Origin of the sequence: [Leptolyngbya] sp. PCC 7376 (assembly GCF_000316605.1) — a bacterium.
Classification (GTDB): Bacteria; Cyanobacteriota; Cyanobacteriia; order Cyanobacteriales; family MRBY01; genus MRBY01.
On record NC_019683.1, the window covers coordinates 4,256,529 to 4,273,625 of the forward strand.

The window sequence follows — 17,097 nt, forward strand, 5'->3', positions numbered from 1 at the left end:
TCTCCTTCGCTGCTATAGCACCTTACAGATTCCTGAAGCTCGTGTCCCCTCCTACTCAACGGTACGGCGAGTGATGATGGAATTAGATTTCCAGCAAGTGACACAAGTCTTTAACCAATGGGCAAGACAATATGTGAGAAAGGGAGACATTGTGGCTGGGGACGGTAAATCCCTCAAAAACACCGTGCAAAACTATGACAACAAGAGTCAAGATTTTGTCACAGCAGTGTCTTTATTCTGTCAGCAGCGACAAGTTGTTTTGGGCATGAAAATGAGTCGGAATAAGAAAGAGAGTGAAATCTCAGTAATCCGGCAATTACTGACAGAGTTAGATTTACCATCAGCCACTGTGACTTTAGATGCCTTACACACTCAAAAAAACAATCCAGTTACTCAGACAACGCGGACATGACTACCTAGTGACAGTCAAAGGCAACCAGAAAAAGCTGTATCAAGCTTTAACAAACTACTGTCAGGAACAAAAGCCAATCGCTCAACATGAATCCCAAAATGTTGGTCATGGTCGTTCTGAAAAAAGACGAGTAGAAGTCTGGTCTGTGCCGACTTCACTAACGCCAGAATGGAAAGATATACAATCCGTTGTCCGCATGACTCGGTGGGGACAGAGGCAGAGCCAAGACTATGAAAATCAGATGTTCTACATCACTTCATTACCACCACAAGGACTAAAGCTGAGTCGAGTAATTCGACAGCATTGGCAAATCGAGAACAACCTACATTGGGTAAAGGATGCACTTCTTGGGGAAGACAAAGCACAACAAAAAGATGGCCATGCTCCAGAGAACTTTGCCATCTTCCGTAGTTGGGTAATCTCGCTATTGAGATTGAACGGCTATTCATCCATAACGGAAGCCATAGCTCTGATTTCTCACCGATTACCGTTTTTACTATCGTTGTGTACTGCTTAGCTTCTTTCTCTCAAGAATGAAACAGCCCTGCCTTGAGAAAGGGGGACTTTTTCTTGGTTTTAGGCGGAATGGATGGCTAAGGTTTTTGTGTCGAGAACTTGGTTTAGTTTGCCGCTGCGATAACCTTCGAGATCGAGAGTGACATAAGTGAAGCCATTTCCTTGAAAGGTTTTTACAAGTTCATCAAGATCAATCTGCGCCATAAAGTCTTTAATTTGTGCTGGAGGGAGTTCGATACGGGCGATATCTTCCTGAGATCGCACCCGTAGATTCTGCCAGCCTAATTTCCGAAGATAGACCTCGCAGCGTCCGACACGTTGTAGCTTTTCAGTGGTAATCATCTCGCCATAAGGAAACCGAGAACTTAGGCAAGGTTGTGCTGGTTTGTCCCACCAAGGTAAGCCTAGGTTTTTAGAGATTTCGCGGACTTCCATTTTGCTAATGCTGACCTCTGCCAGAGGCGATCGCCCCCCTCTCTCTTTAGCCGCTTGGATACCGGGGCGATAGTCTTGTAAATCATCCGCATTCACTCCGTCGATGACGTAGGGATAACCCCGCTCTAAGGCAATGGGCTTAAGGGTGTCATGTAGTTCACTCTTACAGAAATAGCAACGATTAACAGGATTGCTGGTGTAGTTGGGGTTTTCCATTTCGTGGGTTTCTACTAACTCGTGCTTAATCCCAATTTCTTGCGCCTGCACCTGAGCATCTTCTAGTTCTTCAGGGAGTAGAGACGGAGAAACCGCAGTCATTGCCAATGCTTTTTCCCCAAGGACATCATGGGCGACTTTTGCAACGAGAGTACTATCGATGCCACCAGAATAGGCGATGAGAGCTTGATCTAATTCTTTAAAGAAATCTTGTAATGCTTCTAATTTTGATTCCCACGCCATACCCTCAAATCTCCCAAATGCTTTGTTATGGAGTTTCATATCGTAACAAATAATTTATCTAGCCTTTGGGAAACTAAATCGGCGATCGCCACTAGTCTCTATTCGGTATGGTGACCAAAATTTGTTCGATATTATCCCGAAACTCTGGCCAGTTGTCTTTACGCAGGGTCAATATTTCCCAAGAATTAGAATCGAGGTAATAAATCCACTGGGCATCACTACTAAAGTCACTGTTGAGCACATCAAATGTTGTGGGATCTGCGCCGGCGATCGCCCTGAATTCGTGGCCACCAAATAAATCATCACCAACGGGAGCCACATAATAAACGTTGTTTTTATCCTTGGCGTAATAGTCGGGCAGCACTTCAAAGCTTTCAAGATCGACGTAGATTTGTGTTGAACCTGTATTTGTGCCATTGCGAATATAAAATTCTCCACCACACTCATAGACAAAAGGATTTGCCTCCAAAACTTGAACCTTCTGTTCGGCGTAGGATGGACATTTTTGCTGGCGTGGGAAATGTTTAATCGCGAAAGGCAAGGCTCCAATAAAAACCAGAATTATGCTGCCTAGGATACGAGCCAAAATTGGCGATTTAGTAGTTTGTAGCATCAATTTTTTCGTCTCTTAAAGAGGTTGGCGTGAGAGATCATCTGGTACAAAAAAGCCTTGATTGACAATTATTAGCGGTTCCCATTTATCCCAGCTAATTTGGAGATTACCGCCATCGATCAGCTCTATACCAAAGAGGCGATCGCCCGGCTTCAGTAAAGATCTTTCTGTTGGAAATTCCCCGGTATGTTCTTGGAAATACAGTCCAACGCTAGTGGGAGATTCGGGACGAACTTCGACAATGAGGCGTTCTGCCGTCATCTGCCCATCAATACTGACTTTGCCTCTGCCTTGTTCTTCACCACCGAAAATATCGATTTGATAAGCCATCACCTGTGGTGCTCCAGAGCTTGTGGCTTCACTGAATGTATAATTGCCGACCCAACTGTTTAGGCCATAATTTGGCGATCGCGCGACATTGGTCTGCCATTCGAGAATCTTGACGCAATCATCAAGTAACCCTTGTGAACCTTCCGGTAATGGCTGAGTTGGGAGCACACTGTAATTACTCAGAGGAATATCGTCCAACATCGAAAACACCCAAGTCTCTGATGGACCAAGGGGCGCAATAGCCGTTTCAATATTTGTGATTTTGTCGCCCTGACGCTGGCCTCGCAAACAGGAGCGATCATCCGTTGCCCAGCGAGCATTCCAACCTATCACTTGGGTGCCTTCTTGGCGGAAGAGCAAATATTCTTTGCCTAAAGCTTCTGTTGTGGGGACTTCGCCATAAAAATACAATCCATCAGAGCTAGAAGTAACTGGGTTTTTAGTCTGGGGCGGTAATGCTGTTTTAGGTTTCGGATCAACAGCTTTGGGTTCCAGTTCAGATTCTTCTGGTGACTCAGTGACAGATGGACGAGTGTCTTCTGATGTGGTTGCTGAAGGAGACTCCGGAATTTCTTGTGCGCAACCAAACGAAACGCCCAGTATTACACCTGTGGAGATTACAATCTGTGCTGCTCTCAAATTCACTGGTACGACCTAACCTTTCTAGAAAAAATTGTGTGTCTTTGTCCCATCGTAGTCACACAATTCCCAGCGCAAGATGCGGATTCTAAAATTGAAACAGAGGCGATCGCCCTTTTGCTGACTCTGAAAAATTCAATTTAGTTGATCGAGAGAAAACTTTTTAGAGAGGATGTTCTCAAAGATGCGAGTCGGTAAAACTGCATAGAGAAAGGGCAGATAAAAACTCTTTTTACCAAGGCGAATGATAGCTGGAGGATTTGGTTTTGTTGCAGCATTCACCAACTGCTTAGCGAAGATTTCAGTAGGAGTTGAGTCGATTCTGTCAGGACTGATTGTCCAAAATAGCTCTGAATGTGACTGTCTGATATTGTTTGAGTCCGCCTAAACCATTTGCCCTCAAACCATTCTCTATGGACTGTCCTCATTGTCATTCAACAGAATTTTCTCTCCTTCAACAAAGAACTAACCTTGGTTACCATCGCTTTCGTTGTAAAATCTGCCGTCGCACCTATAACGAGCGCACTGCAACCCCTTTCAATTTTGTTGAAGTTCCAACAGACATTATCTTCGAAGTGTTATTCGTTCGAGTCAGATATAAACTCAGCTATCGAGATGTCGCTGAATTCTATTTGCTTCGCGGATTTCAATTCAGCCATGAAACTGTTCGGGACTGGGAGGAGCATTTCCTGCCTTATTTCACCGAACACATTCGAGAAAAACGACGAGGAAAAATAGGGCAAGTCTGGTTTGTTGATGAAACTTATGTCAAAGTTTCTGGGCGATGGTGCTATCTATACCGTGGCATTGATCAAGATGGCAATCTTGTGGATGTGAGGCTCTCTGATAAACGGGACATGGCAGGGACTAAAGCCTTTTTTGAAATGGCCAGAGAGATATCAGGGGAAAGTCCCGAGCAAGTCTTTACTGATGGTCTTAAGTCATACCCCAGAGCCATTGATGAAGAATTAGGAAAAGAGGTGGAGCATCAAGTGATTGGCTGTCAGGGTAATCCAGTGGAACAAAGTCATCGTGGCCAGAAAGACCGATATTATCCAACTCTTGGATTTGGAGCCTTGGAATCAGCCCAGAGATTCTGTCAGGCTTTTGATGAGATTAATAACTTTCTGAGGCCTCGTCGTCAAATGAGAGAATTCGTGTCTCTATCTGAACAAAGAGATAGATTCTTTCATGGAGTGGAAGCATTACACAACATTTTCAATGCTACTCAACTAAAAGCTTATCGAAGGAAAATGATGTTTCATCTCGAATACTGACTTGGCTACTCAATCCTGACACTTTCCATTTGGCCAGAAGATTCAATGTGAGTGCCGAGCAACTTTTTTCAATTCGAGCATGGCCACTAAAATCTGTAATTTCAGAAGTATGGGTTGAAGATAACCTTTAGATCTCTGATGCGGCGGCGATCGCCAAAACAAAAGAAAGAATCCATAGCTGCCTAAATTAAAGTTTTCGAGTTTTAGTTGTGTTCAATATTGCTGAGTCTCATGTTTGTAAATGTACATCAAAGATAGACAAAATGCTTTACATAGATGCATTCCTTAGGAAGAAATCAAAACAATATCAAATAGAAGTTTTCCATATCTATTACTAATATTTGAGAAATGCTCTTTTGATTATAATTATATTGGATTTTATTTTTTTGTTTAAGCCACAATATCTCATTGTGCAAATATTCTTTCTTGCGATTATTTTTCCGGGGTCTTCCATCAATTATTCATTAAAAATAACTTAGGATATTATTCATGAAAAAAATATCAACTCTTTTGATCCTCAACTTATTATTGTTAGGTGGTCTCTTCGGGTGTGGTGGCTCAACTCCAGAACCAGCCGAAGAAGCGACAACTTCTGAGGTCGAAGTAACAGAAGAAACTGAGACGCCTCCGACTGCGGCAGAAGAGGAAGAGGCAGAATCAGTTGAACAAGTAGAAGTGGCAGCGCCAGAAGAAGGTTGGAAAAAGTTTGAAGGTGGAGGTGCATCGATCTGGTTACCGGGAACATACGATGGTGGTGTACCTAGTGAAGATCTTGAATTTATCGCCACTCGTATTCGTGAAATCAATCCAGATTTTGAACAGATCGCAACAATGATCGAACAAAATCCAGACATGTTTAGTTTGTTGGCATTTGATTCTGAAATTGGCGAGCAACCTTTTCTAACCAATATCAACATTATTAGTGAAGCTCTACCTAGTAACCTCACAATTGAGACCTATCTTGATATTACAAAACAGCAGTTGCCGGCACAATTTAATATTGTTGAAGAAGAGTTTATTGAAATTAATTCAAAGCCAGCTGTTCGTTTAATTATTGAGTTGGAAATGGCAGGTAGTTTAGTGAAGGAATCTGTTTATATTGTGCGAGGCGATAATAAAGCATGGGTCATTACTTGTGCCACCGGAAAGGAAGACTTTGAAACGCGTCGCCCAATTTTTGAAAAAATGGCAAACAGCTTCACTATTGATTCCTAAGTGTAATTTTTGAACGTTAGTTTACTAATTTATTTTGCGTGGCAGTGCGCAGGTTTAGTGAGCTCGCTCAAAATGAGAGTGGATTTCTAAGTGAGACATTATGCAGCACTCAAAATGGCATCCTTCTGAAGGGGTTACTCGCCATTCCGGTGGGGCGATCGCCGCGGACACGGACTTTTTTGTTGCCCCATCTCCTGAAATTGGCACAATTATTACTGCTGATAGTAATCTTGTGACCTCTAAACAGGAAATGGAAACGAGTAAATGCTGGATGTTTATCCTATTAGGGGCATTTTTGGGTGGTGCATTTTTTCAGATTCTTCCTCTAATTTTTGGTTTAGGCAGTAGTATCGGCTGGCACATCGCCTCTGTTGTTTCTGCATTGACGGTGGGACTCATCATCCATACGAAAACCTCGTTTTCATATCTGTGTTCTTATGTGGGCGATCAGGGTATTGAAGAACATAAAATATCGGGATCTAGGCAAGGTAAATTGATAAGCCAAAGACTGAAATTCAATGAAGCAGAAGATTTATATACAGCCCAAACTCGTATGTATACGAATGGTGTTTACACTGGGACAAACTATCTATACAAATGGATAAAATCTGGAACAAAACCTTTCCGGCTAGCAGGTAGCTATCACAATAAAAAAGGTTGGCCAGAAGAAGGGCATGCTTGGCATTGTGCAAATTCTGGCGAAGCGGTATGGAGCAATTATCGTTTACGACAACTTAATCAAGATCTAGACAAACAAGGTTTTATTGAGTTTGCAATGAAAGGAAATCCAAAAGCTGTAAGGGTTGGCAGCGGCTTTCTTGAGTTTGTATTAAAAGATAATTCGACCCAGCGAGTGGGTGCTAAAGACATGAAAAAAATCACCCTTGGAAGTGGCAATTTTAATTTTGTCCACAACAATGCAAAGTGGTGGTCTGGGAAAGGAAAATACTCATTTAATTATTCGAATTTACCCAATGCAAAATTGTTTTTACTATGTCTGGATCGTTTAGTTGGAATTTCTTGGTCTTAGTATTTCGCTTCAACTGGAAAAGGAATCACTGCTTATGCTAAAAAACAATGATTCCTTCTCACAATATTGAATTGATTTAAGCTGTTTTACTTTGCAACTACAAAGTTCACAAGTTTATTGGGGACAACAATTACTTTACGAATTTCTTTGCCTTCAATATATCGTTGGGCCGCTTCTGAATCTTTCGCAAATTGCTCAAGTTCTGCTTTGGAAGCCCCTGCAGGAACCTGAATTGTGCCGCGAGTTTTACCCATAATTTGGATAACTAGGGTGATTTCATCAACAGTTAAGGCTGATTTATCAAGAGTTGGGAAATCGACTGTGTGAATAGATTCTGCATGACCCAAATTTTGCCAAAGTTCATCGGCAAGGTGAGGGGCAAAGGGAGCAACTAGTAAGAGCAATGCTTTAATGCCTTCTGCATACACTGGTGAATCAGTACATTTCGCATCTTTGAGGGCATTACTGAGTTTCATCAATTCGGCGATCGCCGTATTAAATTGATAGTCACCTTCGAGGTCTTCCTGAATCTCTTTGATTGCGGTATGGATAGCGCGGCGGAGATCTTTTTCTTCCTTAGAATAATCCCCAGAAGCCTCTTTTGTAGCCGACAAATCAGCACCAGAAACTAATGCCCAAATACGATTAAGAAAACGGAATTGACCTTCCACATCGGCATCATCCCACTCCAAATCCTTCTCTGGGGGAGCCTTGAACAAGATAAACATCCGTGCAGTATCTGCTCCATATTTGCTCAATACAACCTGAGGATCTACACCGTTGTACTTTGACTTCGACATTTTTTCGTAGAAGCCTTTGAGCACATCACCAGTTTCTGGATCTTTAGGATCTTCGGGATCAATTTGATCAACGGGAATATATTTATTGGTTTTCGTATTTTTGTAGGTCAGCGCTTGCACCATTCCCTGCGTCAACAACCGCTTAAAGGGTTCATCCACTGATACCAACTTGTTGTCTCGAACAACTTTAGTGAAGAAGCGAGAATACAAAAGGTGCAAAATAGCGTGCTCAATACCACCAACATATTGATCAACACTCATCCAATCATTAACCTGATCGAGCTTGAAAGGATTTTCTTCATTTTTTGCGTCGGTATAACGAAGGAAGTACCAAGATGAATCGATAAAAGTGTCCATCGTATCGGTTTCACGACGAGCAGGTTTTCCGCAGCAAGGACAATCTACAGACTTCCAATCTTCCATCTGTGCCAAAGGTGAACCACCACGGGAAGAAAACTCTACATCTTCAGGCAGAACCACAGGTAAATCTGCTTCAGGAACAGGCACGACACCGCAATCATCACAGTAGATCATGGGAATAGGACAACCCCAATACCGCTGGCGGGAAATTAACCAATCCCGGAGACGATATTGGATACGCTCTTTTCCGTAACCTTTTTCTTCTGCGAATTTGATAATGGCTTGCTTCCCATCAGTAGAAACAGTGCCATCAAATTCACCACTATTCACCATCACACCGACTTCGGTATATGCCTCTTCTAGTTCAGCCGAAGCGTCGCCACCTTCAGGGATGATCACTGTTTTGATGGGCAAACTATTTTCCTTGGCAAATTTGAAGTCGCGGGTATCATGAGCTGGAACACCCATTACCGCTCCAGTGCCGTATTCATACAACACATAGTTTGCGATAAGAATCGGGACTTCTTCACCAGTGAAAGGATTAACGACTTTACCGCCAGTGGGCACACCTTTCTTCGGCTTGTCATCGGCAGTACGCTCTTCCTCGCTTTCGTTACTGACTTCCTCGATAAAGGCATCAACAGTTGCTTTTTGTGCAGCAGTTGTGACCTGTGCAACGAGGGGATGTTCCGGCGCGAGGACAACGTAAGTTACGCCATAAACGGTATCGGGACGAGTCGTAAATACAGCGACTTTCTCATCACTCCCAACAATGAGAAATTCGAGAAGCGCACCGGACGATTTGCCGATCCAGTTTTGCTGCATCGTTTTGACGCGATCGGGCCAACCTCCAAGTTGATCGAGATCTTGCAATAATTCTTCTGCGTAATCCGTGATCTTGAGGAACCATTGACGAAGTAACTTCTTTTCAACGATCGCCCCAGAACGCCAAGACTTACCTTCCGCATCTACTTGTTCATTAGCGAGTACTGTTTGGTCAATGGGATCCCAATTCACAGCGGCTTCCTTTTGATAGGCGAGGCCGGATTTATAAAACTGTAAAAAGAGCCATTGCGTCCATTTGTAATAGTCTGGGGAACAGGTGGCAACTTCACGATCCCAATCAATCGACAAACCCAATTGCTTGAGCTGGTCACGCATTTGTTCAATATTTTGATACGTCCACTTTGCAGGTGGAATACCGCGATCGATCGCCGCATTTTCGGCGGGTAAACCAAAAGCATCCCAACCCATAGGATGGAGCACCCGGAAACCCTTCATACGTTTGTAGCGGGCGATCACATCAGTAATCACATAATTGCGGACGTGACCCATGTGGAGCTTACCGGAGGGATAGGGAAACATCGACAGGGCATAAAACTTAGGCTTGTCACTTTTTGCCGGGGTTTGATCAAGTCCGAGTTCTAGCCATTGCTGTTGCCATTTTGATTCGATATCGGCAGCACTGTAGCGCGTTTCCACTGAATGTATCTCCGTTGTAGGGGTCAGTCGCCTATTCTAACCCTGTTCGGCGTGGTCTGATAATTCGGCGATCGCCAAGCGCTTTGAAACAATCTTTTGACCGATCTCACATGTTGAATTTTAGGGGAAGCGATCGCCTTTATGATTCCATCACTAAATTTCATATTCGTAACAGAATGATTGGGCTAGGATGCCAGTAACGCCATAAGATCTATCGATTTGCTTGGATCACACAGCACATTTTTTCTATGAATAAGCCCATAATTCTTACGGTTGATGATGATCCAGAAGTATTGCAGGCGATCGCCCGTGATTTGCGAAAAAAGTATGCAGATCGTTTTCGGATAATCCGGGCAGATTCAGGGCAAACAGCCTTGGATGTGGTGCAAAAACTCAAACTCCGCAATGACACTGTTGCTCTGTTTCTAGTTGATCAACGGATGCCCCAAATGACTGGGGTGGAGTTTTTAGAACAAGCATCGCCTGTTTTCCCGGAAGCCAAGAGAGTTTTGCTAACCGCCTATGCAGATACGGAAGCAGCGATTCGGGCGATTAATGTGGCGCGGCTTGATTATTATTTGCTCAAACCGTGGGATCCACCAGAAGAAAAGCTTTATCCGGTTTTGGATGATCTAGTCGATGATTGGTTCGCCAGTTTCCAGCCAGAATTTCAAGGGATACGGGTGATTGGCGATCGCTGGTCGGCAGATTCCCACCGCATTAAAGATTTTTTGGCACGAAACCAAATCCCCTACCGTTGGTTGGATATTGAGCGGGATGCTAAGGCCAAAGAGTTAATCGAATATGCCAAGGTGCAAGATCCTTGTTTGCCATTGGTTTTATTTCCCGATGGTGACTCCCAAAAGAAACCCAGTAATTTGGCGATCGCCGAGAAGATTGGCTTACAGACCGAAGCAGAAAAACCTTTTTATGATCTGATTATTGTGGGTGGTGGCCCCGGCGGATTGGCTGCCGCCGTCTATGGCGCTTCTGAAGGATTGCGCACTGTGATGCTCGAAAAGGAGGCTCCCGGTGGTCAGGCAGGAACAAGTTCTCGCATTGAAAATTATTTAGGCTTTCCAGTCGGTCTCAGCGGCGGAGATTTAGCGCGGCGAGCAGTAACCCAAGCGAAACGCTTCGGCGTAGAAATCCTGACTCCCCAAGAGGTCACCAACATTCGCATTGAAAATGACTATCGGATTGTCACCCTAAAAAGTGGTGCAGAGTTGACGAGCCACGCCGTAATTTTGGCGATGGGGGTTTCTTGGCGACGGTTATCCATGCCGGGAATCGAGAAATTTACGGGCGCTGGAGTTTACTATGGTGCTGCTCAAACTGAGGCGATCGCTTGCAAAGGAGAAGATGTTTATGTGGTGGGTGGCGCAAATTCTGCGGGACAAGCGGCCATGTATTTTTCGAGATTTGCGCGGAAAGTCATCATGTTGGTGCGGGGCGAATCCCTTACAAAAAGTATGTCTCAATATCTCATCGATCAAATTGGTGAGACCGAAAATATCGAGGTTCGTACCCATTCCAGCATCATGGAAGCTCAGGGTGAGACTCGCTTAGAATCTCTCGTTATCCAAAACTCTGCGACAGAAACCATCACCACCGAACCCGCCAAATCTCTCTTTATCTTTATCGGTGCAGTCCCAAGAACCGAATGGCTTGATGAGTTCATCAGTCGCGATGAGCGGGGGTTCATTCTCACAGGGCCAGATTTACATGGCGATCGCCTAGGCATTCCCCGGCAATATCGTTGGTTGCAGGAGCGCGCCCCATTCCTCCTCGAAACCAATGTCCCGGGTGTTTTTGCCGTTGGAGATGTGCGCCATGGTTCCGTTAAGCGTGTAGCTTCTGGCGTTGGGGAAGGTAGTATTTGCGTGCAATTTGTGCATCGTTATCTCAGCAATCTATAGGAGAGCACTATGCTTTGCATCGAAAATTTATTGGCGATCGACGCTTTCCAAGAATTACCTCAAGACAAGCTGGAATGGACTTGTGAGCGAGCAAAAGAAGTCAAGCTGAAAACTGGTGACTTTCTCATGCAAGAAGGAGAAGCGCCCAATGGCTTTTTTATTTTGGTGCAAGGCAAAATTAGTATTAGCCGCTTAAGTGAAGGTGTGGAAATGCCCATTGGACAGCAGGAAGCACCAGCCTTCTTCGGGGAAATTGCCGTACTGACCGAAAATCCCCATGCTGTGTCAATGCGAGCCCTAAGTGAATGCGATTTGTACCAACTGAATTGCTGTGATTTTTTGACATTACTCCATGAATGCCGAGGCTTTGAGCGGAGTATTTTTCGCACCATGCAAGCTCGCACAAGAGGGTTAGAATCCTTCCTTCGTAGCCGAGAAAAAATGGCCGCTTTGGGGACTCTTTCAGCAGGATTAGCCCATGAACTGAATAATCCAGCCGCTGCGTTAGTCCGAGCTCTAAAAGATGTATTGCCTAATATCCGTGAATTGGAATGGATGAGTTTGGTTTATGGCCAACAAAATCCAGATCCTGAACATACTCAAGATTGGCAGGATACCCGTGATCAGGGCTACGAGGTGATTTTGCATCAAACCATGGATGCGATGACTTTAAGTGATCGCGAGGACGAACTTTTAGATTGGCTTGAAGATTATGGTGTAGAAGATGCGTGGAAATTGACAGAACCCCTTGCTTCGGCAGGCATTGAAGCGGCAACGTTAGAGCGTTTAACTGAACGGTGGCGCGATCGCCCCGATGAATTGCGAGATCAGGGAGTGCGCTGGCTAGCGGTATCTTTTGATGTGATGTCGATGATCAAAAATGGTTTGCGGGGGGCAGAGCGAATTTCTGAGTTAGTGACTTCGATGAAATCCTATTCCCATATGGATCGCGGGGCACAGCAGTTTGTGGATGTGCATAGTGGCTTGGAGGATACGCTCAAACTTTTTTCGTTCAAGCTCAAGCATGGCATCAAAGTCGAACGGCAGTATGATTGCTCCCTCCCCAAAATTTGCGCCTATGGTAGTGAACTTAATCAGGTCTGGACGAATCTAATCGATAATGCGATCGCCGCGATGGACGAAAAAGACACTTTGAAAATTATTACCTGTCGGGATGGCGATTATGTGCGCGTCGAAATCATTGATTCAGGTGCTGGTATTGACCCAGAGATTCAGACCAGAATTTTTGAGCCATTTTTCACGACAAAGCAGATGGGGCAAGGCTCTGGTTTAGGACTAGATGCAGTGAGTCGAATTATTCGTAATCGCCATGAAGGAATTGTGACAGTCACATCTCAACCAGGACAAACTTGTTTTACGGTCTGTTTGCCCATCACCGAGATGCCAGCTTGCGATATTCCAGAAGAAAGTTAGAGATGTTTAGATAGAGGTTTTCTAAAATTCTCTTACGCAAAATAGAGCGGTACGCTTCCCTAATTAATCAGAATTCTGGGGACGTTTTCCTGCACACTAGTAAGGCTCCTACAACAATAGATTTCCCATGAAACAATCGCTTACCGAAGGTGCTATTGGTCAACGACTAGTGAAGCTCACTTTGCCAATGGTTTGGGGCATTCTCGCCATTGTTGCGTTCAATCTTGCTGATACCTACTATGTCGGTCAACTCGGCACAAATGAACTCGCAGCGATGAGTTTTACCTTCCCAGTGGTTATGACCTTAGGCAGTTTAGCGATGGGTTTGGGGATTGGTGCCTCGTCGATTATTGCGCGAGCTATCGGTGTGGGCGATCGCAGTCGGGTACAACGTTTTACGACAAATAGTTTGACCCTCGGTGTGGTGGCAGTGGCCTTACTCGCCTCGATTGGTCTTTTGACCATTGGGCCATTATTTACGGCTCTAGGGGCAAATGAAGCAGTGCTGCCTTATGTCCGGCAATACATGGAAATTTGGTATTTTGGCATTGTTTTTCTCGTCATCCCGATGATTGGCAATAGTGCAATCCGGGCTGCGGGGGATACGGTGACGCCGAGTTTGATTATGATCTTTGCCGCAGGAATCAACATATTGCTTGATCCACTGTTGATTTTTGGGGTGGCTGGTTTTCCAGAATTGGGTTTGGCAGGGGCTGCTTGGGCAACCTTGATTTCTCGGGCAATCACCCTAACCGCGTCTCTGTGTGTCTTGAAATTTAAAGAGGATATGTTGTCTTCACACTTCCCAGATTTAGAGGAGACACTCTGGTGTTGGCGAGATATTTTATCTGTGGGTTTACCTGCGGCTGGGGCGAGTATGATTACGCCCATCTCTATTGGCATTATCACAGGTCTACTCGCGAGTTATGGTTCTGTGGCTGTGGCCGGTTTTGGAATTGCATCACGTATCGAATCTTTTGCAATGATTGCTTTGATGGCACTGTCTGCCAGCATTGGGCCTTTCGTGGGGCAAAACTGGGGTGCAAAGGAGTATGGACGGGTCGCCGAAGCGCTTAAGCAAAGCTATATTTTCTGTCTAGGCTGGGGTCTCTTGATGGCGATCGCCCTTGCTATTTTTGGGACACAGTTGGCAACGTTATTTAATGACAATGGCGAGGTGGTCAGAATTGCCGCAGTTTATCTATTGTTTGTCCCGGTAACCTATGGCGCAAGTGGCATTATCCAAGTAGCAAGCTCAGCGTTTAATGCTCTAGGTAAACCAATTCCCGCGATTACGATGACAGCCTTGAGGATGTTCGTTTTTTATATTCCTTTGGCGTATCTGGGCAGTCGTATTTTTGGCGTCGCAGGTGTGTTCGTCGCGGCAACGGTTTCTAATGCTTTAGTCGGTATTGTTGCTTTTGTGTGGAGTGGACGCACTCAGAAAAAACTGATCAATTGCATGGATATGGTTGAAACCGCAGAATGCAACTGATGATGAACTGGCAATGGGAGAATTTCAACGGCGATCGCCACACTCTATAAAAACAAAGAAGGAAGTGATCAAAACAATTCATGCCTGTTTTACACTTATTTAAAAGCTTTTGAATTTTGCCTAATGTCTTCAAATATTTGTAGTGACTAAAGCGAGAAAACCAAATATTTATCCGCGATTAATCTGGTTGAATTTCTTTTGGGCTTCAAAATTTCAGACTGCCTTAAAACATGACAAAATTTTCTGAAAGTATTCAGAAAATCATCGTTTTTTTAAATGGGAAATAGTCTACTTAGCTTTTCTCTTTGCTTCTGCGAACGCCTGTGTCGAGCGGCGAAACGGCAAAACCTTACAGTAGTTAGGGGAAGATTCTACTTGACCTTTCTCAATTTGCCATTCACCTGTTTCAGGGTCGCGGTAAGTTTGAAATGGTGCTTTATCGAGCTTAGAATTACAAGGGACGGCCATGGTAGATGCGTTTTTGAGGAGTCTTCACTGAATCTTTATATTCGTATTTGTAATTATACTCATTGATGCGCCATATGCAACGGGGGGAGAGACCAACCATCCCAACGACCTGCAAAGCCTTGCTATACGTACGTATAGCTTGTTTCTGGGCAACTCTACTGCTAGGCTAAGGGCGATCGCCACCACCTAAAAATACAAGCTTTTTGGCAAAGATTTTATGACTGAGAATTTGTTTTGGGATGATATCCTTACGTTCGCTTCACAAACGAGTCATCGAATCGGGGATGAGCTGATCGGAAAGTTTGGGAAGTTACAAGCGGTACGCAAGGATGATGGCAGTCTCGTCACTGAAGCGGATAAATGGTCTGATGCAGAGATTCGGCAGGCGATCGCCACAACTTTTCCTGAGCATGGCGTTTTAAGCGAAGAGACAGAACATATTTTTCCGGCGAATGATTGGTGTTGGGTGATTGATCCTATTGATGGCACCACAAATTTTACACGGGGCATTCCTATCTGGGGCATCTCTATCGGTCTTCTCTATAAAGGCACACCAGTTTTCGGATATGTACATTTCCCAGTGATTCGCCAATCTTTTCATGGCTATTGGTATGGGGATTCTGGTTTGACCGGGCCAACAGGTGCCTACTGTAACGGCGAACCGATTCATACGAGTCCCGACGAACCCAGTCTCAACCATATTTTTAATCTCTGTGCCAGAAGTACCGATGTGGCAGCAGGAAAATCTTTTCCTTGCAAAATTAGGTTAATGGGTGTGGCGAGTTATAACGTGCTCATTGTGGCGACAGGAGCTGCCCTCGGTGGCGTAGAAGCCACACCTAAAATTTGGGATATTGCCGCAGTTTGGGCCATTGTGCAAGCGGCTGGTGGGGCGATCGCCACCCTCGAACCCAATGCGATTTTTCCGTTAGAAATTGGCAAAGATTATGGCAGTAGACCTTTCCCTTGTGTCACAGCAAGTCGCGAAGATTTAGTAGATATATTTAAACCGTTGGTTCAATTTATTGGCGATCGCGTATGTGAAAAATATGAATTATAAAGACTTTAATTCAATCTTTACTTAGCATTAATTGAATCAACTAAATCATCATGAAAAATACTTATTTAGACTTAGATGAGTTGCTTAGAATTGGGAGATAAGACCTTCTATTTCTCACCTTCAAAAATAGAAAAAGAAGAATCTTGATCACCTTATGGGTAGAAAATAATTCTTCTCTAAGCCATGCGACAAACAATATTTCGTTTGCTCTTACCTTTCGCATTAGTTAGTTTTTTTTCAGGTTGTGCGACTTCTCCAGAAGTCCAATCCCCAACAACTACAATACCTCAAGAAAATTCCAGCTCAACGGATAAAGAAGCTGTAAATCCAGAGTCAATGATTGTTTTAGGAGATGTTTCAGAAAACCCTACCCGAAAAATTGAGCGTTTCCAGCCCTTAGCTGATTACCTCGCAGCACAACTAGAAGCAGAAGGCATTACCAAAGGAAAAGTCAAAGTTGCACCGGACATCGATACGATGATCGCTTGGTTGAAAAGTGGCGAAGTTGATCTCTATTTTGACAGTCCATTTCCGGCAATGTTGATGCAAAAAAATGCCCAAGCAAAACCACTACTACGGCGACGGAAAAAGGGACAGGCTGAGTATCACACAGTATTCTTTGTTCTAAAAGAAAGTGGCATTACAAGCCTCGAAGATCTAAAAGGAAAATTACTTGCCATCGATGAACCTGAGTCAACAACGGGCTTTATGTTGCCGATTGGTTTTCTACTCGAATCAGAATTTAAAGTTGAAGAGAAAGCCTCTCTCAACGCTCAACCTACCGAAGATACTGTTGGCTATATTTTTAGTGGTGACGATGAAAATACGGTGGAATGGGTCATTAGTAAAGAGATTGAAGCGGGAGCTGTTGACAATAGAACTTTTGATCAACTTGACCAATCTGTACGAGATGCAATGTTGATTATTGCGGAAACAGAAGTTGTGCCGCGTAATTTAACAATGGTGGCTCCAGATTTAGATGAGGCACTAACAACCAAGATTAAAGAGGTGTTGATTAATATGGATGAAACACCAGAAGGTCAAGATGTGCTCCAGTTGTTTGAAAAAACAGCTCAATTTGATGAGCTGCCTGATGAAAGTTCCCTTGAGAAAATGGATGTTTTCTATGATTTAGTACAATCCCAAAACTGAT

At 44.1% G+C, this 17,097-nt stretch carries 13 protein-coding genes and 1 pseudogene; 9 read left to right on the top strand and 5 right to left on the bottom strand.

Annotated elements, in window-relative coordinates; genetic code table 11:
- Positions 1-76: 76 nt before the first annotated feature.
- Positions 77-929 (top strand): annotated as a pseudogene (locus tag LEPTO7376_RS19080) (ISAs1 family transposase).
- A gap of 59 nt (positions 930-988) precedes the next feature.
- Here the strand turns inward: LEPTO7376_RS19080 and larE are convergent.
- The 3 genes from larE to LEPTO7376_RS19095 form a co-directional block, all read right to left on the bottom strand.
- Complete coding sequence (gene larE / locus LEPTO7376_RS19085) at positions 989-1,822, bottom strand: ATP-dependent sacrificial sulfur transferase LarE (RefSeq protein ID WP_015135715.1); 834 nt, start codon at positions 1,820-1,822, stop codon at positions 989-991.
- A gap of 91 nt (positions 1,823-1,913) precedes the next feature.
- Positions 1,914-2,435: a DKNYY domain-containing protein gene (locus LEPTO7376_RS19090; protein WP_015135716.1), complete on the bottom strand. Its 522-nt coding sequence runs from the start codon at positions 2,433-2,435 to the stop codon at positions 1,914-1,916.
- Between the two features lie 15 nt (positions 2,436-2,450).
- Positions 2,451-3,410, bottom strand: a complete 960-nt coding sequence (locus LEPTO7376_RS19095; RefSeq protein WP_015135717.1) for a DUF5991 domain-containing protein — start codon at positions 3,408-3,410, stop codon at positions 2,451-2,453.
- 407 nt (positions 3,411-3,817) lie between these two features.
- Here LEPTO7376_RS19095 and LEPTO7376_RS19100 point away from each other — a divergent pair, with 407 nt between their 5' ends.
- The 3 genes from LEPTO7376_RS19100 to LEPTO7376_RS19110 all read left to right on the top strand — a co-directional run bounded on the left by LEPTO7376_RS19100 (position 3,818) and on the right by LEPTO7376_RS19110 (position 6,926).
- Complete coding sequence (locus LEPTO7376_RS19100) at positions 3,818-4,681, top strand: IS6 family transposase (protein WP_015135718.1); 864 nt, start codon at positions 3,818-3,820, stop codon at positions 4,679-4,681.
- 489 nt (positions 4,682-5,170) lie between these two features.
- Entirely contained in the window at positions 5,171-5,896 is a 726-nt protein-coding gene (locus LEPTO7376_RS19105) for a hypothetical protein (protein ID WP_015135719.1), read from the top strand.
- A gap of 100 nt (positions 5,897-5,996) precedes the next feature.
- Complete coding sequence (locus tag LEPTO7376_RS19110; RefSeq protein ID WP_015135720.1) at positions 5,997-6,926, top strand: hypothetical protein; 930 nt, start codon at positions 5,997-5,999, stop codon at positions 6,924-6,926.
- A gap of 86 nt (positions 6,927-7,012) precedes the next feature.
- On the opposite strand, the gene leuS is transcribed toward LEPTO7376_RS19110, so the two are convergent.
- On the bottom strand, positions 7,013-9,568 hold the full coding sequence (leuS, locus tag LEPTO7376_RS19115; RefSeq protein WP_015135721.1) for a leucine--tRNA ligase: 2,556 nt from the start codon (positions 9,566-9,568) through the stop codon (positions 7,013-7,015).
- 248 nt (positions 9,569-9,816) lie between these two features.
- On the opposite strand from leuS, the gene LEPTO7376_RS19120 reads away from it, so the two are divergent.
- The 3 genes from LEPTO7376_RS19120 to LEPTO7376_RS19130 all read left to right on the top strand — a co-directional run bounded on the left by LEPTO7376_RS19120 (position 9,817) and on the right by LEPTO7376_RS19130 (position 14,416).
- The gene (locus LEPTO7376_RS19120; RefSeq protein WP_015135722.1) at positions 9,817-11,487 is read left to right on the top strand and encodes an FAD-dependent oxidoreductase; all 1,671 of its coding nucleotides are present in this window, start codon (positions 9,817-9,819) and stop codon (positions 11,485-11,487) included.
- Between the two features lie 9 nt (positions 11,488-11,496).
- Entirely contained in the window at positions 11,497-12,921 is a 1,425-nt protein-coding gene (locus LEPTO7376_RS19125; protein ID WP_015135723.1) for an ATP-binding protein, read from the top strand.
- Positions 12,922-13,048: 127 nt separating this feature from the next.
- Entirely contained in the window at positions 13,049-14,416 is a 1,368-nt protein-coding gene (locus tag LEPTO7376_RS19130) for an MATE family efflux transporter (RefSeq protein ID WP_015135724.1), read from the top strand.
- A 288-nt stretch (positions 14,417-14,704) separates the two neighbouring features.
- On the opposite strand, the gene LEPTO7376_RS19135 is transcribed toward LEPTO7376_RS19130, so the two are convergent.
- Positions 14,705-14,884: a hypothetical protein gene (locus tag LEPTO7376_RS19135; protein ID WP_015135725.1), complete on the bottom strand. Its 180-nt coding sequence runs from the start codon at positions 14,882-14,884 to the stop codon at positions 14,705-14,707.
- Positions 14,885-15,101: 217 nt separating this feature from the next.
- Between LEPTO7376_RS19135 and LEPTO7376_RS19140 the strand changes: the two genes are divergently transcribed.
- Together LEPTO7376_RS19140 and LEPTO7376_RS19145 are read left to right on the top strand one after the other, a co-directional pair.
- Positions 15,102-15,944: an inositol monophosphatase family protein gene (locus tag LEPTO7376_RS19140; RefSeq protein WP_015135726.1), complete on the top strand. Its 843-nt coding sequence runs from the start codon at positions 15,102-15,104 to the stop codon at positions 15,942-15,944.
- A gap of 183 nt (positions 15,945-16,127) precedes the next feature.
- The gene (locus LEPTO7376_RS19145; RefSeq protein WP_015135727.1) at positions 16,128-17,096 is read left to right on the top strand and encodes a phosphate/phosphite/phosphonate ABC transporter substrate-binding protein; all 969 of its coding nucleotides are present in this window, start codon (positions 16,128-16,130) and stop codon (positions 17,094-17,096) included.
- The last annotated feature ends 1 nt before the right edge of the window (position 17,097 follow it).